The organism is Streptomyces sp. NPDC048338 (assembly GCF_043201055.1).
In the GTDB taxonomy this organism is placed as follows: Bacteria; Actinomycetota; Actinomycetes; order Streptomycetales; family Streptomycetaceae; genus Streptomyces.
The window spans coordinates 145252-165031 of record NZ_JBICYQ010000005.1 but is presented as its reverse complement, the minus strand read 5'-3'; the positions used below and the strand labels follow the sequence as shown (position 1 = coordinate 165031).

The window sequence follows — 19780 nt, the reverse complement described above, 5'->3', positions numbered from 1 at the left end:
TCAGTGCCCGTCCGGGTGTTCCTCGTCTTGCGTGGCGCACGGTATGACGGCGACCGGGCAGTGGGCGTGGTGGAGGACTTCGCCGCTGACCGAGCCGAGCATGAGGCGCCCCAGCCCGCTACGGCCCCGAGTGCCCGCCACCAGCAGTTCCGCAGTACGTGATGCCTCGACCAGGACGCTCGCGGGCCGCCCCTCGCTCACATGCAACCGCAGCCGGGGCCACCGTTCCTGGTAGGCGGCGAGTTCGCGCTCCAGTGCCTCGGCCGCGCTGTCCCTCAGCGCCTGCCGGTCCGTGAGAACGGGCCCGGTGGTGCCGGCCCTCGCCAGTACCGGTGGCGCCACCGCGTGGATCACGTCCAGGTCCGCCTCGCGGCGGACTGCCGCCTCCACGGCGAAGTCCATCACTTCGGCCGGTACACCGCCGGCCACCGCCCCGACCACGACCCACCGGCGCCCCGGTCCGGGATCCGGCTCTTCGCCCGGGCGGATCACCAGGACGGGGCACCCGGAATGCGTGGCGACCTGGAGAGCAACCGATCCCAGCGGAAGCCGGGGAAACCCTCCCGACCCCCGGTGGCCCACCACGACCAGAGCCACCTCGTGCGAACGCCGCACGAGCGCCGGGGCGGGCGAACCCGAAACGATGTCGGGAACGACCCGGACCTGTGGGAACTCCTTCGCCACCAGGTCGGCGAAGGGAGCGATCACCCGTTCCGCCCGTTGCACGTGGTCCATCCCCGCCTCCCGCGAGCCGGGCGGCAGCGGCCACTCCACCGCGTGCAGGACCCGCAGGACACCGCCGTGGGCCAGTGCCTCCCAGGCGGCCGCCCGCACCACCGGCACCAGTTCCTCGGCATCAACGACACCGACCACCACACCCCCGGAAACCTCGCTCATTGGCATCTCCCGTCCGCCGGCCGGCTACCTCAAGTGGCGCCGTCGCGTGGGGGTGGACCAGCGCCTGGCGGCGATGAGCATGGCGGCGACCACGACACCGACCGCGACCAGGAACGCCAGCCCGTCGACCGCCGCTCCCACGATCCCGAGAACGAAGGCCACCGCCACCAGGACGAAGAAGAACACCACGGCCAACACCTCCCTTCCGTCACCAGCGCGCGACGCGCATAGCCAGACCAAGCCGGCGGCATCAGCACTCTCACCTGCGGCTCCTGCCCTCCGCACCCGGTTTCACACGCGCACGCACCGCCGTCCTCGGGCCACCGGCCAGCACCCGCACACCGCCGGGCCCCACCCACACGGGTACTCCACCACGCAACGGGAAGAATGCCAAAAAGAGGTAAAGCTTCATGATTGTTGGTGAATGTCATGCTGCAAGGACTGCTGACCGGTCTGGTCGTGACGGGCATCGCCGCAGCGCTGTACCTGGCGGCTGCCGCCCGGGTGATCAGGCAGTACGAACGGGGAGTCGTGCTGCGCTTCGGCCGCTTGATGGGGTCCGTCCGCGGGCCGGGGTTCACCATGGTCGTTCCCGTGGTCGACCGGATGCACAAGGTGAACATGCAGATCGTCACGATGCCGGTGCCGGCCCAGGACGGCATCACCAGGGACAACGTGACCGTACGGGTGGACGCGGTGATCTACTTCAAGGTCGTCGACCCCGTGGACGCGATCATCCGCGTGGAGGACTACCGATTCGCCGTATCGCAGATGGCGCAGACTTCGTTGCGCTCGATCCTGGGCAAGAGCGACCTCGACGAACTGCTGTCCAACCGGGAGAAGCTGAATCAGGGCCTGGAAGTGATGATGGACAGTCCGGCCGTGGAGTGGGGCGTGACCATCGACCGGGTCGAGATCAAGGACGTCTCCCTGCCCGAGGGCATGAAGCGCTCCATGGCCCGTCAGGCCGAGGCCGACCGGGAGCGCCGCTCCCGCCTGATCAACGCCGACGCCGAACTCCAGGCCTCCCGGAAACTCGCGCAGGCGGCGGCGGTCATGTCCGAACAGCCCGCCGCCCTGCAGCTGCGGCTTCTGCAAACCGTCGTGGCCGTGGCCGCCGAGAAGAACTCCACCCTGGTCCTGCCCTTCCCGGTCGAGCTCCTGCGCTTCCTCGAACGGGCCGGGGCCCATCACCAGGACCCGGCAGAACAGACGTCCTCCCGAACGGCGATGCAGATGGCGAGCCCGGCGGACGGCGAGCCTCTCGTCTCTGCCCGACCGCCCCTCGCAGGAGTACCCGATGCGCTGCGCAGCTGAGGTGCCGGCATCACCGTGAGCGGAACCGACTCTCGGGACGACGCCCGACCGGGTCACGTGCGGCGGTGGCCGGCGTGCACTCGGCACCCGGGCGCCGGCAGGCCGGCCGGTGTTCGTGCGGAAGAACCTGTCCTGAGGGGCGAAAATGAGTACATGCCCGGCACCTCGCACACAGCGGAGGTGGTTTGGATGGATGAGGGACCCGCGCTGTCGCCTCAGGAACGCAAAATCCTGGCGGACATCGAGCAGACCCTGGAAGCTGACGTCGAGCTCCAGCACACGCTCCGCTCCACGTCCCGGCGGCGCGTTATCGCGTGGCCTCCCCTCGCGGCGGGAATCATCTGCATCCTGGCCGTACTCTGCCTCGGCCTGCTGGTGGCTGCCGCCGCGACCTCATCACCCATGCTGATCTGGTGTTTCGCCCTCGCCTGGGTCTCGCTGCTCGTCACCATGGCTCTGTACCTGCGGGGCTGGTACCGCAACCGGCGAGCACGCTCGGGCGGCGCGCCTCCCACCCGGCCGTAGCGGCAGGCATTCCAGTACGGCGGCACTGCTGTGTTCAGCGAGCGGACGGCGGTTACGGTGGAAGGAGCGTCACAGTGCCCGGCGTAGCGCCGTCAGCGGCCGACCCCCGGAAGGCGCTGCGTCATGACCAGGAAGCGGCAGGGTGCCGGACCGCCGCCGTTCCTGGGGCTGCTGCCAGGATCCGAGCGCCGCTCCCTGGCCGAGATCCTCCGTGCGGAGACGTTTGGCGGGCTCGTCCTGCTGGCCGCGGCCGTCATCGCGCTGGTGTGGGCCAGCAGCCCGCTCGCCGACAGCTACGAACACGTCAAAGAGTTCGAGTTCGGCCCGTCTGCCCTCGGTCTCCACCTGTCCGTCGCCCATTGGACCGCCGACGGCTTGCTCGCCATCTTCTTCCTCGCCGCGGGCATCGAGCTCAAGCGCGAACTCGTCCGCGGCGAGCTGAGCGCCCCGGCCACGGCCGCCCTGCCCATCGTGGCCGCGCTCTGCGGCATGGCCGTCCCCGCCGGCTTGTACGTACTCGTCTCCGCAACGGGTGGGGGAAGCCCGGAGGGCTGGGCCGTCCCCGTAGCAACCGACATCGCCTTCGCGCTCGCCGTCCTCGCCGTGATCTCCACCCACCTGCCCGCCTCCCTGCGCGCCTTCCTCCCCGCGCGCTTCACCCACGCCCGGCTCAACCCCGAACTGGCCTGGGCCGACGTCCTCGGGCTCGCAGCGCTCGCCGGCATCGGCTTCACCATCGCCCTGCTCTTCGGTGAACTCGCCTTCCCCGGGGGAGTCAACGCGGAATCCGTCAAGGCCGCGGTACTGATCACCTCACTCATCTCCGCAGCGGCCGCCGGCGCCGTGCTCCGGCGCCGCAACGCCGTCTACCGCCACCTGTCCGACGAAGAGGAGCACGCCTCGGGCAACGGCGGCGCCGATAACCCCGGGGCCGCGACGGGCGGCAGCAGCCGCTGACCGTAGTACGCGTCAGGCGCGGCCCTGGCGCTGATCCGGGGAGCCGGCGCCGTCTCACCCGCACATGCAAGCCTGCCCACCCACCCGTCGGTAGTCCCGGACCGCCGGTCAGAGTGGCTGGCCGGTGTTGTCCACGAGAGCGATCGAGGCAGGTCAGTGCGGCTTCGGTGAGCGCACTCGCGGCGAGTGGGGCGATGCGGGCGCGCCTGCCGGAGCCGCGGACACCGCCCAGCTGCCGAGCAGGCGCAGCGCGGTGTCCGCGCGGGTGTCGGGGGCGGTGAAGACGACCAGGGACCGGTCCTCGCCCCCGGGAAGCGCGAGCGTCTCGTAGGCGAGGTCGAATCCGCCGACGACGGGGTGCCGGAAAGTCTTCAAGCCGTACGGCTCCTTGCCCACCTCCTGCTCCGCCCACAGGGAACGGAACTCCGCACTGCGGCCGGACAGTTCGGCAACGATCCGGGCCAGACGCACGTCACCGGGCCGGCGTCCGGCACAGAAGCGCAGGAAGCCTACGGTCTGGCGGGCCACGTCTTCCCAACGCGGGTACAGCTCCCGGGCAGTGGCGTCGAGGAACACGTGGCGGGCGAGGTTGAGTCGCCCACCGGTAACCGCAGCCGGGGCGCGGATGAGTGCGCGGGCCAGGTCGTTGGCGTCGAGTACGTCCATCGCGGGGCTGAGGACGTATGCCGGGACGGCTCCCACGGCGGCCAGCAGGCGCCGGAGCCCGTCCCGTACGCACCCGTCCTGTATGGGGTCCGCGGCATCGGCCGGGGCCGGATCGGCGGCGCTGCGGGCGCGGGGCCGGTGCGCCAGGTCGTTCACATGCGCACGCTCGGCAGTGTCGAGCCGCAGAACCCGCGCCAGGGCATCCAGTACGGAGTCGGACGGATGGTGGGCGCGGCCCTGTTCCAGGCGCGTGTAGTAGACGACACTCACGCCCGCGAGCTCGGCGACCTCTTCGCGGCGCAGCCCCGCGACCCGTCGCCGGCCGGTGACGGGGATTCCGGCCGCCGCCGGAGTCACCCGGGCGCGCCGTGACGTCAGGAAACTGCCGAGCTCGTTGGCTGAGTTCATGCCCGCCAGTATCCGTCGCCCGGCGCCCGGCAGCCTGTCCCTGCCAGTACCCCCCAGCCCCGTGCCGGGCCTCCTCGCCTGGTACTCGGGGGGACTGGCTGCGCCTCCTCCAGGCCCGCAGCATGGACCCCGTCGCCGGTACGACAGCCGCGACGGACACGAACAGACACCCAACAGAGCAGGAGCATCTTCGATGCGTACAGTGGTCTTCTCCCGGTACGGCGACGAAAGCGTTCTGGAGCTCACAGAACGGCCGTCACCGACCCCCGCGGACGGCGAGATCCTGGTGGAGGTCATGGCCGCCGGCGTCAACCCCGTCGACTGGAAGCACCGCGAGGGAGCGGTCCGCAGCGACCGGCCGTTCCCGCTGGGGATGGGCTGGGACGTGGCGGGGGTGGTGCGGGCCACGGCGCCGGGCGGCCCGGCGGTCGGCGAGGCCGTGTACGGGATGCTGCCGCTGCCGTACGGCGGCGCGTACCAGGAACTGGCCGTCCTGCCCTCCTCCGCAGTGGCGCCCAAGCCGGCCCGGCTCTCCTACGCGGAGGCCGCCGCCGTACCCCTGGCCGCGCTCACGGCATGGCAGGCCCTGGAGGCGGCCGGAGTGAACGCCGGGGCACGTGTTCTGGTGCACGCGGGCGCCGGGGGTGTCGGCCACTTCGCCGTCCAGTTCGCCCGGCACCTCGGGGCGCACGTCACCGCGACCGCCTCCGCCCGCAACCTGGACTTCCTGCGCCGGCTCGGCGTCGACGAGCCCGTCGACCGCGCGACAACCGACTTGACCGCCTCGGACCCCTTCGACATCGTCCTTGACACCGTCGGAGGCCCGGTGCAGCACACGTCATGGCGACTGCTGCGGCCCGGCGGCACCCTCATCACGCTCCCCGAACCCGTCGACGAGGCACACCGTCTGCCCTGCATCACAGCCCACCGCATCATCGTCACCCCCGACGGCGAGGCCCTGCGCCACATCGGCACCCTCATCGACTCCGGCGCCGTGCACGTCGAGATCCAGTCCGTCCTCCCTCTGGAGAAGGCGGCCGAAGCACACCGCATCAGCACGGAGGGCCGGGTACGCGGCAAGCTGGTCCTGAGCCTGTGAAGCACCGGCAGCCGACCACACACCCGCCGGCTCCGTCCCGGAAGCCAGAGGCACCCTCGCCCCTCCGCGGGCGATCGCAGGCTGGGACGCGCGCCACATGCACTGTGACAGAGGTCACCAGAGGGAAGGTTGAAGCTGGAGTCATGTCCAGGATCTAGCGTCAGGGACATGACCACAGCAATCCTTCCGGGCTTGTCCCGGCTCAGCACCGGAGCCTTGGCGCGCGCCGGTGGCGTCTCGGTGGACGCCATCCGTTTCTACGAGCGGGAGGGGCTCCTCCCGCCCGCGGAGCGGACCAGCGGTGACCACCGCCGTTACCCGCCCGAGGCCCTGGACCGGCTCGACTTCATCCGGGTCGGTCAGCGCCTCGGGCTGAGCCTGGAGGAGATCAAGGAGCTGGCAGACGCCTGCGAGCAGGTCGCGGACTGCCCGGTGAACCACGCCGTGGAGCTGTTGCGCGGGCGCATCGTGAACGTGGAGCGGCAGCTGACGGACCTCACCGTGCTGCGCGACCGGCTCGTCCACGTCGTCGGGCAGATGGAGTCCCACCGGGGCGGGGACCACTGGACCACGGGCACCGTCCTTCCGGCCTCCAGAACGGAGCACACCCGATGACCCGACCCCTGACACCCGCGGCCCGGGCTCTCCACCGCGCCGGCCTGGTGGGGGCTCTTGTGACCTTCACATGTGCGGTGGCCTTCCCGGCCCTTACCGCCGTTCACCCGGGTGTACACCTCCAGCCCACCGACCTGCCGCTGTCCCTGGAAGAGTTCCTCCGGCCCCTCAACGGCAGCCCGGACGCCGTGTTGTTGTGGATGGCCTTCGACACCCTCTTCGTCGTCGCCTACATGACGACCTTCGCCGCGGCCAGGGCCCTGACCATCTCCCGCCCGCTCGGCACGCTCAGCCTCGCCGCGATGATCACGGCCGGAGCCCTGGACATGGTGGAGAACGCCGTGCTCGCCGTCCACGCGGCGCAGGCGTCCGCAGCGGAGCCGCTCACGACGGCACCGGTGATGACCCTGTACGTGATCGCCCAGCTCAAGACCGCCGCCGCGACCACCGGCATCGCTTTGCTCGCCCTGGCGCTGCCCGCGAACACCCGGCTGCTGCGCGCGGCGATCGCTGCCGCGGGCGCCTTCGTGCTCGTCACCGTGGCCGGCGTGGCCCGTCCCGAACTGGCACCCCTGGAGGCATTGCCGATCCTGCTGCTCATGGGCTTGCTGGCGGCTGTCTTCATCCGTCGGCTGAGGGCCTCCGCCCCAGCCTCGGCCCCGCTGGCCGAGGCGGCGTAGCCGTCCGAACACGCCGGGGCCGCCCGTACGTTCGGGCGGCCCGCCCACGCCTTCCCGTCACCGGACCTGCGGCGGGAAGAGCGGGGCCGCGCGAGAGGACGAATAACTCAGGAGATTTTTGGCGACTTCGACTACAGAGCATGAGCTGCGCACAGGAGGCGGTGCGGTCCTCCCATGCCTGATCATGATGGGCTGAGGCGACGCCTGCCGTGCTTCCCCGGCAAGCGCTACCCGGACAGGGCCCCTCCAGTCGGGCCACTGGTCTCAGCCCGGCAGTGGGAAGTCCAGGAGCGCCGCCTTGCGTTCCAGGGCGGTGCTCAGGCCGCCGGCTGACACCCACTCTCGCGCACGGCGCGTCGTCCGGCCGTGCGGGAGAGTGGGTTCCACGACGTACGACGAAGGGCTGGCCCAGCGGATCAGGGAGCGGCTCGGAGAGTGGCTGCAGATCACCGAGAAGCGGATGTTCGGCGGCCCGGCATTCCTGCTGGGCGGGAACATGACCGTAGGCGTGGTCGGCGACGAGCTCATCGCCCGGGTGGGCCCCGAGCACACCGAGGAGGCCCTGACCCGCCCGGAGGCCCGCCCGATGGACTTCACCGGCAAGCCGATACGCGGCTGGGTGACCGTCGGCGGCCCCGCGCTCGCGGAGGATCAGGTCCTCGACCACTGGATCACCACGGCCGTGGGCTTCGCGAGCACGCTCCCGCCCAAGTGACGGCGCTCAGGCGGGTCACTCCAGGAGGGTCTTGAGCCGGGCGAGATCCTGGTTCTGTGCGCGACGCATTGCGGCGGTCATGGCGGGGGCGGCGAGCGAGGCGAAGCCGCGGGGTTCGCCTCGGTTGCGCAGGGTCATGCGCGTGTGGCCCGAGCCGTCGCCGTACGGCTCCCAGGTGTAGGTGGTCTCCATGGGGAAGGGGCCCTCGGCGGTCCGCATCACCAGCCGCCGACCGGGCTCGTACGCGGTGACCTCGTACGTGTAGGCGAGGCGCCGGCCGAGGAACCGGGCGACGAACGCCATCCGAGAGCCGACCGCGACGGGCGGCGGGGTCTGCCACTCGACGGACGCGATCTTCTCGTACCACTCCGGCGCGCGCGAGGGGTCGGCCGCGTAGGCGGCGACCCGCTCGCACGGCGCGGCGATCACGGTCTCGGTCAGGACATCGACCTTCATCGGCATGTTCCGGGCTCAGACGGTGAAGAAGGGCTCGGGCGTGCCCGTCTCGGCGTAGTCCTTCAGGCGGGTCATCAGCAGGCCCCAGGTCTCACTGATCATCGGGACCTCGGCCTCGCCGTCCGGGAATCCGGAATGCACGAAGACGAGGCGGGTGCCTTCGGCGGTCTCGGCCAGCTCCCAGGTGATGGTGGTGCCTGCCCAGTGGGGCGGGAAGGCGCCGATGTTCGTCCAGACGACGCGTTCCTCGTCGGCCCGCTCTCGGCGGAGCTGGAAGGGCTCGGGCACGCCGGGGAAGTTGAAGTACAGGACGTCGCCCTTTCGGTTCACGTCGTTCGTCCACCAGCCGGTGAGGCCGTCGTGGGTGTTGAGGCCCTCCAGGACGCGGGCCCGGTCGGTGGCGATGTCGGTCTCGTAGGTGATCGCGGTGGTCATGTCGTGCTCCTGGTGGTGCTCTGGTTCCCATGGGGCTTATTTAAGTCCAGACTAAAATAAGCCTGTCGAGACGGCAAGCTGAAGCCTGGACTAAAATTCAAGGCATGGACGCGGTGCAGGTCATAGCGGAACCCAGGCGGCGCGAGATTCTGCGGCTGATCTGGGACGACGAGCTGTCCGCGGGGGACATCGCGGCCCGTTTCGAGGTCACCTTCGGGGCCGTGTCCCAGCACCTCAAGGTGCTGCGCGACACCGGGCTGGTTACGCTGCGCAAGGACGGGACCAAGCGGTTCTACCGGGCCGACCGGGAGGCGCTGGGCCCGCTCGCCGACTACCTCCGGGCCATGTGGGGCACCAAGCTCGACACCCTGGCCCGGCTCGCCGAAGAGGCCGAACGGAACGAGACCCCCTCATGACGACCCCCTCGACACCCACCGACACGGTCACCCTGGAACGGCACATCGCCGCCCGCCCCGAGACCGTCTTCGGCTTCTTCACCGACCGGAAGAAGTGGCTGTCCTGGATGGGCGCCGACGGCACCTTCTCCTTCGAACCCGGCGGCGCCTACCGCACCCGCGTCACCGGAGAGAACGTCGCCTCCGGCCACTTCCTCACCGTCGACCCGCCCAAGCGGCTCGTCTTCACCTGGGGCTGGGAGGGCGGCGCCATGCCCGTCCCGCCCGGCTCCAGCACCGTGGAGATCACCCTCGAACCCGTCCCCGGCGGCACCCTGCTGCGCCTGGTCCACAGCGGCCTGCCCGGACCCGAGGCGTGTGCAGCCCACGCCGAGGGCTGGCAGCACTACGTCGACCGCCTCGCGGTCCGAGCCGAAGGCGACGATCCCGGGCCCGACGCCTGGATGCAGCAGCCTGCGCACTGAGCCTTCAAAGTGCAACAACCCCGGCCGTGGCGCATGACCAGAGATACCTTCGTGCGCACCGGCCCACACCTTGGCCCCAACTGCTCTTCGGCCATGTTGTCCTTCGACCACGAACGCTTCGTTTTGCAGCTCTACCTTTCGTCTGGTCCTTCGTCGTGCAGATCGATCCTTCATCCGTGCAGGTCGGTCGGTCCGAGGACCGGGTGCGGTGCGCGCAGAGACACGGGAAACGAAGGGGGGCCTTGATGATCGGCAGGCCCTTAGTGGCCGGCTGCGAGCTCGCCGCTGAGCTTGCCGTGGAGCCGGGCGCTGGGGTCGTTGAGGCCGGTGATCTCGACGGTCTTGCCGCGCTGGGCGTATTTCATCTCGACTGCGTCGAGGGCGGCCACGGAGGAGGCGTCCCAGATGTGTGCGGAGGAGAGGTCGATGATGACCCGGCCCGGGTCGCCCGCGTAGTCGAACTGACCGACGAGGTCGTTGGAGGAGGCGAAGAACAGCTCGCCGGTGACCCGGTAGACGACCGTCGTGCCGTCGGGGTCGACCACGGCGGTGACCTCCGCGAGGTGGGCGACCCGCTTGGCGAAGACGACCATGGCGGCCACGGAGCCGCTGACGACGCCGATCGCGAGGTTGTGCGTGGCGACCACGCACACCACGGTGATGACCATGACGCCGATCTCCCCGGCGGGCATCCGCCTGAGGGTCTTCGGCGCGATGGAGTGCCAGTCGAAGGTCGCGAACGAGACCATGATCATGACCGCAACCAGGGCGGCCATCGGGATGTCGGAGACGACCGGGCCGAAGGCGACGCACAGCACCATCAGGAAGACGCCCGCGAGGAAGGTGGAAAGGCGGGTACGGGCACCGGAGACCTTCACGTTGATCATCGTCTGGCCGATCATCGCGCAGCCGCCCATGCCGCCGAAGAAGCCGGTGACGATGTTGGCGATCCCCTGGCCGATGGACTCGCGGGTCTTGCTGGAGTGGGTGTCGGTGATCTCGTCGACGAGCTTCGCGGTCATCAGCGACTCCATCAGGCCGACCAGCGCCATCGCGAACGCGTACGGGGCGATCGTCGTCAGGGTCTCCATGGTGAACGGCACGTCGGGAAGGCCCGGCACCGGCAGGGAGGACGGCAGCGCGCCCTTGTCACCCACGGCCGGTACCGCGATGCCGGCCGCGACCGTGATGACGGTCAGGACCGTGATCGACACGAGCGGGGCCGGGACCACGGTGGTCACCTTGGGGAAGAACACCATCAGCGCCAGCCCGGCCGCGATCAGCGGGTACACGGCCCACGGCACGTCCCGCATCTCCGGAACCTGGGCCATGAAGATCAGGACGGCCAGGGAGTTCACGAAGCCGACCATCACCGAGCGCGGGATGAACCGCATCAGCTTCGCCACCCCCAGCGAGCCCAGCACGACCTGGAACACACCGGCCAGGATGACGGCCGCGATCAGGTACCCCAGGCCGTGCTCCCGGTTCAGCGGTGCGATCACCAGCGCGACCGCACCCGTCGCCGCCGAGATCATCGCCCGCCGTCCGCCGACGACGGAGATCACCACGGCCATAGTGAAGGAGGCGAAGAGCCCGATCGCCGGATCCACTCCGGCGATGATCGAGAACGAGATCGCCTCCGGGATCAGCGCGAGCGCGACGACCAGGCCGGCCAGCACCTCGGTACGCCACACCCTCGGATCGGACAACCAGTCGGGCTTCAGGCCACGCAGGCGCGTGGCCGGGGACACAGCAGAAGCGTCGAAAGACAAGGGAGGGAACCTTCGTACTCGGGCACACCCATGGGGCAGGCCAGGGCGGGCGGGAGGACGCGGAGGGGCCGGGCCGGCGCCCCGCGAGACGACTCCGTCGTCGCGGAGCCGGAAAAACGGGAAGGAACGGAGCGCGCCCGCGACTGCGCCGGGGCTCACGTCCAAGGGCGAAGCGTCACGGCGGGCAGGCGGCGCCGACAGGCGTCAAGGGCTCGCGCACGCTTCTCTCCTGCAAGAATCGAAACTTCACCAAGGGCGCCGTCGCCCCCGACAGGCACCATGAGGGAGATCGCGGCGCGACCGCCCTCATCCAAAAACTCTACCCTAACGTTAGGGTAGAGAACGGTGGCGCCCACCCGGGCCGAAACCGCCGACGACGAAAGGCCAGAGGATCACGGGCGTGAACGGCAAGCACATGCAGATCGGCGAGGTCGCCACACGGACCGAGCTGTCCCTGCGGACCATCCGGCACTACGAGGAGACCGGCCTCGTCGCGCCCTCCGCCCGCTCCCAGGGCGGCTTCCGCCTCTACACGGAGAACGACGTGCAGCGGCTCATGGTCATCCGCCGCATGAAGCCCCTCGGTTTCAGCCTCGACCAGATGCGCGACCTCCTGGACGCCACCGATCGCCTCGACGCCGCGACCGAACTCGACGGCACCGAGTGCGAAGCCCTTCTGGAACGCGTCCGCACGTACGAGCAGGCTGCCGTCGAGCAGATCGACAGGCTCCGCATCCAGCTCTCCCGCGCCGAGGAATTCGCTAACACCCTCCGCACGCGCCTGGAGCACAACGCGACCAAGGCTCGAAACTGACGGAGGCGTACGGCGAGCGCGATGCGCGCTGAGCCACAGGAAGGCGGCCAGGAGCGCGCTCATCGCCGCAGCCGGCCTCTGGGACGGTGTCGCCCATGCGCGGCGAGTCCGCTCGAGCCGGAACGCGGAGGTCGGCTGCTCGCCCCAACTGACTCACCTGCCGCCTGCCTTCGCGGCACAGATCGGGTGAAGCTCAGGACGGAGAGCAAGTCCACTTCTCTCAAATTGGACTTCGCGTAGCCGTGATTGGCGTCGATACAGTCGCGGCATGCGTATCCACGTCGTAGACGCCTTCACAGACCGGCCCTCCGCCGGCAACCCTGCGGGCGTATGCCTGCTCGACGCCGAAGCCTGGCCCGAAGATGCCTGGATGCAGCAGGTTGCCGCCGAACTGAACCACTCGGAGACCGCCTTCGCCCGGCAGCTCCCGGTCGGCGACGACGCCGACTGGGAGATCCGTTGGTTCACCCCGCTCGTCGAGACCAATCTGTGCGGCCACGCCACATTGGCCACGGCGCACACACTACGGCGGGAGCGAGGGGCTGTCGGCACGCTGCGTTTCCGCAGCCGGTTCAGCGGCACCCTCACCGCGCACGCACAGGAGGACGGCAGCATCACCCTCGACTTCCCCGCCGCACCCGGCACCGAAGTACCGGTGCCGGAAGGCCTGCCAGAAGCCCTGGGAGTAAAGCCGGAGGCCACCTTCCGCACCGGTGCGCTCCGCGATCTGCTGACCGTCCTGCCCGACGAGGCCACCGTCCGGGCCGTTACCCCCGACCTCGACGCGATGGCCGACGTAACCCGCCGCGAGGATCTGCGCGGCGTCATCATCACGGCCCCGGCGCCCGGTGCCGGCCTTGGGTACGACTTCGTCTCCCGCTTCTTCTCACCCGCCGAGGGCATCTCCGAGGATCCGGTAACCGGCAGCGCCCACACCGCACTGGCCCCCTACTGGTCGACGCGGATCGGCCGCGACGGGCTCACCGGCCTACAGGCATCCGCGCGCACCGGGCTGGTCAGGACTGCCGTGTACGGTGACCGCGTCCATCTCACCGGGCACGCAGTCACCGTCCTCGACGGGACCCTGCACGCCTGACTGATCGAACTCGATGGGGCTGAGGTAGCCGAGCCGTTTCTGAATGCGGCGGGGCTTAGAGAAGCCGTCGAGGTATTGGAACGGTGCGAGGTTCGCCTCGGCATGCGTGGAGCGCCTCGACCCGCTGAACACACCGCCCCGGCTCCCGACATCCCCACACCCCGAGACGACGATCTCAGGCCCATTCTCGGGCATTGGAGCCCGTACGGCCCCTGACACAACACGGACCGGACACCTCACCTGGCCTCACGGAACGTCACTACCGAGAAGCGGATGGGGCAGGGGTAGCCAACAGCTCGGCAGCCAGTGCTCCAGCCGCTTCAGGACGCCTCCGACCCCACAGCTGACGGGTCCACCGACGGTCGCCAAGCACGCATGACGACCCATCAGAATCCGCGCCGTCCGTGCGTCAAACGTGCGTCACGTGCGTCGAATATGCGTCAAGATATCGCACCTAACGCACCTAACGCCCATAACGCACACTCGGGGAAACGGCAGGTCAGCGGCCCTTTTCGGCAGGCTCAAGGATCGCGACACACTCGACATGATGGGTCATCGGGAACAGGTCGAACGCGCGCAGGGTGCGGACCCGGTAGCCGCCCCCCTTGAAGTAGGCGAGGTCGCGGGCCAGGGCCGCCGGGTCGCAGGCGACGTAGGCGATGCGGCGGGCGCCGAGGCCCGCGAGGTGCTTGACCGTCTGCTTGCCGGCGCCGGCGCGCGGGGGGTCCAGGACGATGAGGTCGACGTCGGTGATGCCGGTGCGCGGCAGGACCGACTCGACCTTGCCCTGTTCGATGCGGACGCGCGGGAAGTCGGCCAGGTTGTGGCGGGCGTCCTCCACCGCGCGCTTGCCGGACTCGATGCCGAGGACGGCGCCCTGGTCACCGACCCGGTCCGCGAGGGCGCCCGCGAAGAGGCCGACGCCGCAGTAGAGGTCGAGGGCGGTGTCGCCCTTGCGCGGGAGGAGGCCCTGCATGACGGCCTTCATGAGCGTGTCGGCGGCCTTCGGGTGGACCTGCCAGAAGCCGCCGCTGCCCACGCGGTGGGTGCGGTCGTCGGCGCGCTCGCGGACGAAGGCGCGGCCGTGGACGCGGTGGACGCCGCCGTCCTTCTCGTCCACGCGCATGACCGAGACCGGCTTGTCGAGCTCCACCAGGGGGAGGCGCGCGCCGGGGCGCGGGGTGAGGATCACCTGGCGGTCGGAGGAACCGGAGGCCGCGATCGCCTCGATGGAGGCCATGCCCTCCCAGTTCCGCTTCTCGATGCCGAGCTCGGAGACGCCCTCGGCCGCGATCATGCAGCGGTCGATCACCTCGACCTCGTGCGAGCGGTGGCGGCGCAGGCCCGCGTGGCCCTCGGTGTCGACCGCGTACTGCACGCGGGTGCGCCACTGCGGGACCTCGCCTGCCGGGAGCTTGTCGCCCTCGGCCGGCATGACGGTGCCGTCCCAGCCGGCCTCCTCGGGCCTGAGCCCGGCGAGGCGCTGGAGCTGTTCGGCGATGACCTCGCCCTTGAGGCGGCGCTGGGCGCCCGGCTTGGCGTGCTGCCAGTCGCAGCCGCCGCACTTGCCCGGCCCGGCGAAGGGGCAGGGCGCCTCGACCCGGTCCTTGGAGGCTTCGAGGACGGTGACGGCGTCCGCCCGCAGGAAGCGGGAGGTCTCCTCGCCCTCGGTGACGCGGGCGACGATCCGCTCGCCCGGCAGGGCGTGGCGGACGAAGAGGACGCGGCCTTCCTCGGTGCGGGCGATGCAGTGGCCACCGTGTGCGACGGGGCCGACCTCGACCTCGTACTCCTCCCCGACGAGCGACGACTCAGATGCGTTCTGCATGACGGGGAGACTCCAGAGAATGAGAGAGGTGGGCTGCCGCAGCGGCAGCCCACCAGTCTACGTGCCCGTGGGGACGGATTCGGCCTCAGCTCTTGGCGGTCGGCTCCTTGGCCCGCTTCTCGACGGGGCCGCGGCGCACGGATCCCGGCGCGTTCCAGTCCTGGCGCTTCCTCGCCCGCTTCTTGGCGGCCTCGGAGGACTGCAGCTGGTAGGGCACCGAGGTCACCATGACGCCGGGGGTGAACAGCAGCCGGCCCTTGAGCCGCAGGGCGCTCTGGTTGTGCAGCAGGTGCTCGTACCAGTGACCGACGACGTACTCCGGGATGTACACGGAGACGGCGTCGCGCGGGCTCTCCCGGCGGATGCTCTTGACGTACTCGATGACCGGGCGGGTGATCTCGCGGTACGGCGAGTCGAGGATCTTGAGCGGGACGTTGATGCCGCGCCGCTCCCACTCCTCCTTGAGCGCCTTGGTCTCGGCCGGGTCGACGTTGACGCTCAGCGCCTCCAGTTCGTGGGCGTGCAGCAGCTTGGCGTAGGCGAGCGCCCGCAGCGTCGGCTTGTGCAGCTTGGAGACCAGGACGACGGAGCGGACCCGGGAGGGGCGGACGTACTCGTCCGGGCGTTCCTCGGCCGCCGCGATCTCCTCGGCCACACGGTCGTAGTGGCGGCGGATCGCCGTCATCGTCCCGTAGAAGATCACCATGCCGAGCAGCGCGACCCAGGCGCCGTGGGTGAACTTGGTGGCGAGGACGACGACCAGGACGAGGCCGGTGAAGAAGGCGCCGAAGGTGTTGATCGCACGGGAGCGGATCATGTGCCGGCGCTTGGCCTGGTCCTTCTCGCTCCGCAGGTGGCGGTTCCAGTGCCGCACCATGCCGATCTGGCTGAGGGTGAAGGAGACGAACACGCCGACGATGTAGAGCTGGATGAGCTTCGTCGAGTCGGCTCCGTAGAGCCACACGAGCAGCGCGGCGGCGCCGGCCAGCAGGACGATTCCGTTGGAGAACGCGAGGCGGTCGCCACGGGTGTGCAGCTGCCGGGGCAGGTACCGGTCCTGCGCGAGGATCGAGCCGAGGAGCGGGAAGCCGTTGTACGCCGTGTTGGCGGCCAGGAACAGGACGAGGGCGGTGGCCGCGGCGAGGACGACGAAGAGGAAGGTGCCGTCGCCGAAGACGGCGGCGGCCACCTGGGAGATGACCGGGTCCTGGACGTAACTCTCGCCGACCGGGACGCCGTTCAGCAGCAGGTCCTGGGCGGGCTTCTCGGCCATCCGCACGTCGGTGGCCATGGCCAGGAAGATGATGCCGCAGAACATGGTGACGGCCAGGCCGCCCATGAGGGCGAGGGTGGTGGCCGCGTTCCTCGACTTCGGCTTGCGGAAGGCGGGGACGCCGTTGGAGATCGCCTCGACGCCCGTGAGGGCGGCACAGCCGGAGGAGAAGGCGCGCAGCAGCAGGAAGACCAGCGCGAAGCCGGCGAGGCCCTGGTGCTCGGGCTTGATCTCGAAGTCCGCGGTGGGGGCCTGCATGGTGTCGCCGAGGACGATCCCCCGGTAGGCGCCCCAGGCGATCATGATGAAGACGCCGGCGACGAAGACGTACGTCGGGATGGCGAAGAGGCTGCCCGACTCCTTCACTCCGCGGAGGTTCATCAGGGTCAGCAGCACGATGACGGCGACCGCGCAGAGCACCTTGTGCTCGACGACGAAGGGGATGGCCGAGCCGAGGTTCTCGATGCCCGAGGAGATGGAGACGGCGACGGTCAGGACGTAGTCGACGAGCAGCGCGCTGGCGACGGTGAGTCCGGCTTTCGGGCCGAGGTTGGTGGTGGCGACCTCGTAGTCGCCACCGCCGCTCGGGTAGGCGTGGACGTTCTGCCGGTACGAGGCGACGACGGTGAACATCAGGACGACGACGGCCAGCGCGATCCACGGGCTGAAGTGGTACGCCGACAGGCCCGCGATGGAGAGGACGAGCAGCACCTCGCCGGGTGCGTACGCCACCGAGGAGAGCGGGTCGGAGGCGAAGACGGGGAGCGCGATGCGCTTCGGGAGGAGTGTTTCCCCGAGCTTGTCGCTGCGCAGGGCCCGCCCGATGAGGATTCGTTTGGGCACGTCGGTCAGTTTGGGCACGCAGAGGATCGTAAGCGTTCGAAAACCGCCACGCCCACCGGCACCCCCGATCCGCACCGAATCTCCCTGCGTACCACCTCGGATGAGGTCGCGGTAGGCGTTGCCGCATAAGCTCGGAGCGGGCAACACGGCAGGGCGTTGCCCGCCGTGGCCCGGGCCAGTCGGGTGAGGAAAGTTGTGAGCAGGGTGTATTCGCAGGTCAGCAAGGCGATCAGGAGTGCGGGGTAAGGGGACGTGCACATCGTCATCATGGGCTGCGGGCGAGTGGGAGCCGCTCTCGCGCAGACCCTGGAACAGCAGGGCCACACCGTCGCGGTCGTCGACCAGGACCCGACGGCTTTCCGCCGTCTGGGCTCCGGCTTCGGCGGACGCCGCGTCACGGGCGTGGGCTTCGATCAGGACACGCTGCGCGAGGCGGGGATCGAGGAGGCCGGCGCCTTCGCCGCGGTGAGCAGCGGCGACAACTCCAACATCATCGCCGCGCGGGTCGCGCGCGAGATGTTCGGCATCGAGAACGTGGCCGCGCGGATCTACGACCCGCGGCGCGCCGAGGTCTACCAGCGGCTCGGCATCCCGACCGTCGCGACCGTCCGCTGGACCGCCGACCAGATGCTGCGGCGGCTGCTGCCGTCCGGCGCGGAGCCGCTGTGGAGCGACCCGAGCGGGGGCGTCCAGCTGGCCGAGGTGCACACATCGCCCGCGTGGATCGGCCACAAGGTCAGCCGCCTGCAGGACGAGACGGGGGTGCGCGTGGCGTTCCTCACCCGGCTGGGCGAAGCGATTCTCCCCTCTTCGCAGACGGTGTTGCAGGAGGGCGACCTCGTGCACGTGATGATGCGTACGGACGAGATCGCGAAGGTCGAGGCGGCCTTCGCCGAGGGTCCTGAGGAGGGCGGTCACTGATGCGTGTCGCTATTGCGGGCGCGGGTGCGGTGGGCCGTTCCATCGCGGGCGAGCTCCTGGAGAACGGCCACGAGGTCCTGCTGGTCGACAAGGCCCCGACCGCCATCTCGGTGGAGCGGGTGCCGCAGGCGGAGTGGCTGCTGGCCGACGCCTGCGAGATCACCTCGCTCGACGAGGCGGCGCTGCAGCGCTGCAACGTGGTGATCGCGGCGACCGGTGACGACAAGGTGAACCTGGTCGTCTCGCTGCTCGCGAAGACCGAGTACGGCGTGCCGCGGGTGGTCGCCCGGGTGAACAACCCCAAGAACGAGTGGCTCTTCAACGAGTCCTGGGGCGTGGACGTCGCCGTCTCGACGCCGCGTCTGATGTCGGCCCTGGTGGAGGAGGCGGTGAGCGTCGGCGACCTGGTCCGGCTGCTGCGCTTCAGCCACGGCGACGCCAACCTGGTGGAGCTGACCCTGCCGCCGGAGTCCGCGGTCGCGGGGACGTCGGTGGGCGACGTGGCCTGGCCGCAGGACACCTCGCTGGTGACCATCATCCGCGGCTCCCGGGTGCTGACCCCGAGCGCGGAGGAGACGCTGGAGGCGGGCGACGAGCTGCTGTTCGTGGCCGCGCAGGCGCGCGAGGAGCAGTTGGAGGACCTGTTGTCGGTCCGCCGCGGCGAGGAGTCGTCCGCCGGCTGACGCGGGCGGGGGCCGGCTCCGGCCGGGGCCGCGGTCCCGGCGAGCGGATCCGGCACCGGGACGAACGAAGGGGCTGTGAGGAAGCGGAATCGCTTCCTCACAGCCCCTTCGCCGTCACGGCCCCCGGCCGTGCCAGGTGTCACGGGCGGGCGGCTACGCCTCCGGGCGCTGCGCCGCCTCGGCCTTGCGGGCCTTCTCGGCCTCCTCCTCCGCCTCCATCTCGGCGAAGACGTCGATCGGCGGCGGCGCCTTGGCGAGGAAGACCCAGGTGAGGTAGACGGCCAGCAGGAAGGGCGGGATCTTCAGCGCGACCAGCACCCAGCCGAACTTGGTCGTGTCGGCCCACCAGTACATCGGGAAGAGGATCGCGCACTTGCCGAGCAGGATCAGGCCCCACGCCCAGCTCGCCTTGGCGTACGCCTTCTTGCGGCCGGGGTTGCGGGTGCGCCAGGAGAGGTTCTCCTTGAAGACCGGCCCGAGGATGAGACCGATCAGCGGCACGCCGGCGAGCGTGGTGATGATGTAGGCGAGGGCGAGGCCCAGCGTGTACAGCATGCCCGGCAGGTAGAAGTCCTTCGCGTTGCCGGTCATCATCGCGAAGACCACACCGAAGGCGACGCCGAAGACGCCGCTGAAGGCGTGCTTCACGGTGTCCCGGCGGATCAGCCGGACCACGACGAGGGCCAGCGAGACCGCGAGCGCGGCGATCGCCGAGATGTGCAGGTCCTTGTTGATCGTGAAGATCGTCACGAACAGCAGACCGGGCACGACGGTCTCGACCATGCCGCGCACGCCGCCGAAGGCCTCGAACAGCGCGGCCTCGGTGACCTCCTTCGAGGCCTGGGCGTCCTTGGCGTCCTGCGCCGCCTGATCGGTGGTCGGCTTGTCGAGGGACGTCAC

Annotated in this window: 22 protein-coding genes; 13 read left to right on the top strand and 9 right to left on the bottom strand. The window is 70.1% G+C overall.

Features of this window, described 5'->3' with window-relative positions; translation table 11 throughout:
• Positions 1-897 (bottom strand): universal stress protein, encoded by an 897-nt coding sequence (locus ACGFZF_RS13985; RefSeq protein WP_392625619.1) that lies wholly within the window; start codon positions 895-897, stop codon positions 1-3.
• A gap of 24 nt (positions 898-921) precedes the next feature.
• On the bottom strand, positions 922-1086 hold the full coding sequence (locus ACGFZF_RS13980) for a hypothetical protein (protein ID WP_392625617.1): 165 nt from the start codon (positions 1084-1086) through the stop codon (positions 922-924).
• Positions 1087-1326: 240 nt separating this feature from the next.
• Between ACGFZF_RS13980 and ACGFZF_RS13975 the strand changes: the two genes are divergently transcribed.
• The 3 genes from ACGFZF_RS13975 to ACGFZF_RS13965 all read left to right on the top strand — a co-directional run bounded on the left by ACGFZF_RS13975 (position 1327) and on the right by ACGFZF_RS13965 (position 3696).
• Positions 1327-2214, top strand: coding sequence for a slipin family protein (locus tag ACGFZF_RS13975; protein WP_392625615.1), 888 nt, complete (start codon positions 1327-1329; stop codon positions 2212-2214).
• Between the two features lie 189 nt (positions 2215-2403).
• On the top strand, positions 2404-2739 hold the full coding sequence (locus ACGFZF_RS13970; RefSeq protein ID WP_392625613.1) for a DUF3040 domain-containing protein: 336 nt from the start codon (positions 2404-2406) through the stop codon (positions 2737-2739).
• Positions 2740-2862: 123 nt separating this feature from the next.
• A complete protein-coding gene (locus ACGFZF_RS13965) occupies positions 2863-3696 on the top strand; it encodes a Na+/H+ antiporter NhaA (protein WP_392625611.1) in 834 nt (277 codons plus the stop codon).
• Between the two features lie 153 nt (positions 3697-3849).
• Here the strand turns inward: ACGFZF_RS13965 and ACGFZF_RS13960 are convergent, their stop codons facing one another.
• Positions 3850-4770, bottom strand: coding sequence for a helix-turn-helix transcriptional regulator (locus ACGFZF_RS13960; protein ID WP_392625609.1), 921 nt, complete (start codon positions 4768-4770; stop codon positions 3850-3852).
• Positions 4771-4963: 193 nt separating this feature from the next.
• On the opposite strand from ACGFZF_RS13960, the gene ACGFZF_RS13955 reads away from it, so the two are divergent.
• From ACGFZF_RS13955 to ACGFZF_RS13940, 4 genes are all read left to right on the top strand, one after another.
• Complete coding sequence (locus ACGFZF_RS13955; protein WP_393553985.1) at positions 4964-5869, top strand: NADP-dependent oxidoreductase; 906 nt, start codon at positions 4964-4966, stop codon at positions 5867-5869.
• Positions 5870-6037: 168 nt separating this feature from the next.
• Positions 6038-6484 (top strand): MerR family transcriptional regulator, encoded by a 447-nt coding sequence (locus tag ACGFZF_RS13950; RefSeq protein WP_392625605.1) that lies wholly within the window; start codon positions 6038-6040, stop codon positions 6482-6484.
• Entirely contained in the window at positions 6481-7164 is a 684-nt protein-coding gene (locus ACGFZF_RS13945; protein WP_392625603.1) for a hypothetical protein, read from the top strand. The genes ACGFZF_RS13950 and ACGFZF_RS13945 overlap by 4 nt, the downstream gene beginning before the upstream one ends.
• Positions 7165-7540: 376 nt before the next feature.
• Positions 7541-7879, top strand: coding sequence for a TfoX/Sxy family protein (locus ACGFZF_RS13940; RefSeq protein WP_392625601.1), 339 nt, complete (start codon positions 7541-7543; stop codon positions 7877-7879).
• Between the two features lie 15 nt (positions 7880-7894).
• Here ACGFZF_RS13940 and ACGFZF_RS13935 read toward each other — a convergent pair whose 3' ends face one another.
• On the bottom strand, positions 7895-8335 hold the full coding sequence (locus ACGFZF_RS13935) for an SRPBCC family protein (RefSeq protein ID WP_392625599.1): 441 nt from the start codon (positions 8333-8335) through the stop codon (positions 7895-7897).
• A 15-nt stretch (positions 8336-8350) separates the two neighbouring features.
• Entirely contained in the window at positions 8351-8770 is a 420-nt protein-coding gene (locus tag ACGFZF_RS13930) for an SRPBCC domain-containing protein (RefSeq protein ID WP_392625597.1), read from the bottom strand.
• Positions 8771-8874: 104 nt separating this feature from the next.
• Between ACGFZF_RS13930 and ACGFZF_RS13925 the strand changes: the two genes are divergently transcribed.
• Both ACGFZF_RS13925 and ACGFZF_RS13920 read left to right on the top strand, forming a co-directional pair.
• The gene (locus tag ACGFZF_RS13925) at positions 8875-9186 is read left to right on the top strand and encodes an ArsR/SmtB family transcription factor (protein WP_392625595.1); all 312 of its coding nucleotides are present in this window, start codon (positions 8875-8877) and stop codon (positions 9184-9186) included.
• Positions 9183-9650, top strand: coding sequence for an SRPBCC domain-containing protein (locus tag ACGFZF_RS13920; protein WP_392625594.1), 468 nt, complete (start codon positions 9183-9185; stop codon positions 9648-9650). The genes ACGFZF_RS13925 and ACGFZF_RS13920 overlap by 4 nt, the downstream gene beginning before the upstream one ends.
• 260 nt (positions 9651-9910) lie before the next feature.
• Here the strand turns inward: ACGFZF_RS13920 and ACGFZF_RS13915 are convergent, their stop codons facing one another.
• A complete protein-coding gene (locus ACGFZF_RS13915) occupies positions 9911-11401 on the bottom strand; it encodes a SulP family inorganic anion transporter (RefSeq protein ID WP_392625592.1) in 1491 nt (496 codons plus the stop codon).
• Positions 11402-11822: 421 nt separating this feature from the next.
• Between ACGFZF_RS13915 and ACGFZF_RS13910 the strand changes: the two genes are divergently transcribed.
• Together ACGFZF_RS13910 and ACGFZF_RS13905 are read left to right on the top strand one after the other, a co-directional pair.
• A complete protein-coding gene (locus ACGFZF_RS13910) occupies positions 11823-12236 on the top strand; it encodes a MerR family transcriptional regulator (RefSeq protein ID WP_392625591.1) in 414 nt (137 codons plus the stop codon).
• Between the two features lie 268 nt (positions 12237-12504).
• Positions 12505-13332 (top strand): PhzF family phenazine biosynthesis protein, encoded by an 828-nt coding sequence (locus ACGFZF_RS13905; protein WP_392625589.1) that lies wholly within the window; start codon positions 12505-12507, stop codon positions 13330-13332.
• A 499-nt stretch (positions 13333-13831) separates the two neighbouring features.
• Here the strand turns inward: ACGFZF_RS13905 and ACGFZF_RS13900 are convergent, their stop codons facing one another.
• Complete coding sequence (locus ACGFZF_RS13900) at positions 13832-15160, bottom strand: class I SAM-dependent RNA methyltransferase (protein WP_393553979.1); 1329 nt, start codon at positions 15158-15160, stop codon at positions 13832-13834.
• Between the two features lie 85 nt (positions 15161-15245).
• Positions 15246-17294 carry an APC family permease gene (locus ACGFZF_RS13895; protein WP_393553977.1) on the bottom strand — a complete coding sequence of 683 codons (2049 nt, stop codon included), beginning with the start codon at positions 17292-17294 and terminating at the stop codon, positions 15246-15248.
• A gap of 234 nt (positions 17295-17528) precedes the next feature.
• On the opposite strand from ACGFZF_RS13895, the gene ACGFZF_RS13890 reads away from it, so the two are divergent.
• Complete coding sequence (locus ACGFZF_RS13890) at positions 17529-18197, top strand: TrkA family potassium uptake protein (RefSeq protein WP_356604124.1); 669 nt, start codon at positions 17529-17531, stop codon at positions 18195-18197.
• Positions 18197-18880 carry a TrkA family potassium uptake protein gene (locus ACGFZF_RS13885; RefSeq protein ID WP_147976788.1) on the top strand — a complete coding sequence of 228 codons (684 nt, stop codon included), beginning with the start codon at positions 18197-18199 and terminating at the stop codon, positions 18878-18880. The genes ACGFZF_RS13890 and ACGFZF_RS13885 overlap by 1 nt, the downstream gene beginning before the upstream one ends.
• Positions 18881-19033: 153 nt before the next feature.
• Here ACGFZF_RS13885 and ACGFZF_RS13880 read toward each other — a convergent pair whose 3' ends face one another.
• Positions 19034-19780 carry a DUF3159 domain-containing protein gene (locus tag ACGFZF_RS13880; RefSeq protein WP_356604128.1) on the bottom strand — a complete coding sequence of 249 codons (747 nt, stop codon included), beginning with the start codon at positions 19778-19780 and terminating at the stop codon, positions 19034-19036.

What these genes read in the sequence shown, in the direction of transcription:
- ACGFZF_RS13985 (WP_392625619.1), bottom strand. Translation starts at nt 897, where the DNA reads ATGAGCGAGGTTTCCGGGGGTGTGGTGGTCGGTGTCGTTGATGCCGAG.
- ACGFZF_RS13975 (WP_392625615.1), top strand. Translation starts at nt 1,327, where the DNA reads ATGCTGCAAGGACTGCTGACCGGTCTGGTCGTGACGGGCATCGCCGCA.
- ACGFZF_RS13970 (WP_392625613.1), top strand. Translation starts at nt 2,404, where the DNA reads ATGGATGAGGGACCCGCGCTGTCGCCTCAGGAACGCAAAATCCTGGCG.
- ACGFZF_RS13965 (WP_392625611.1), top strand. Translation starts at nt 2,863, where the DNA reads ATGACCAGGAAGCGGCAGGGTGCCGGACCGCCGCCGTTCCTGGGGCTG.
- ACGFZF_RS13960 (WP_392625609.1), bottom strand. Translation starts at nt 4,770, where the DNA reads ATGAACTCAGCCAACGAGCTCGGCAGTTTCCTGACGTCACGGCGCGCC.
- ACGFZF_RS13955 (WP_393553985.1), top strand. Translation starts at nt 4,964, where the DNA reads ATGCGTACAGTGGTCTTCTCCCGGTACGGCGACGAAAGCGTTCTGGAG.
- ACGFZF_RS13950 (WP_392625605.1), top strand. Translation starts at nt 6,038, where the DNA reads ATGACCACAGCAATCCTTCCGGGCTTGTCCCGGCTCAGCACCGGAGCC.
- ACGFZF_RS13945 (WP_392625603.1), top strand. Translation starts at nt 6,481, where the DNA reads ATGACCCGACCCCTGACACCCGCGGCCCGGGCTCTCCACCGCGCCGGC.
- ACGFZF_RS13935 (WP_392625599.1), bottom strand. Translation starts at nt 8,335, where the DNA reads ATGAAGGTCGATGTCCTGACCGAGACCGTGATCGCCGCGCCGTGCGAG.
- ACGFZF_RS13930 (WP_392625597.1), bottom strand. Translation starts at nt 8,770, where the DNA reads ATGACCACCGCGATCACCTACGAGACCGACATCGCCACCGACCGGGCC.
- ACGFZF_RS13925 (WP_392625595.1), top strand. Translation starts at nt 8,875, where the DNA reads ATGGACGCGGTGCAGGTCATAGCGGAACCCAGGCGGCGCGAGATTCTG.
- ACGFZF_RS13920 (WP_392625594.1), top strand. Translation starts at nt 9,183, where the DNA reads ATGACGACCCCCTCGACACCCACCGACACGGTCACCCTGGAACGGCAC.
- ACGFZF_RS13905 (WP_392625589.1), top strand. Translation starts at nt 12,505, where the DNA reads ATGCGTATCCACGTCGTAGACGCCTTCACAGACCGGCCCTCCGCCGGC.
- ACGFZF_RS13900 (WP_393553979.1), bottom strand. Translation starts at nt 15,160, where the DNA reads ATGCAGAACGCATCTGAGTCGTCGCTCGTCGGGGAGGAGTACGAGGTC.
- ACGFZF_RS13885 (WP_147976788.1), top strand. Translation starts at nt 18,197, where the DNA reads ATGCGTGTCGCTATTGCGGGCGCGGGTGCGGTGGGCCGTTCCATCGCG.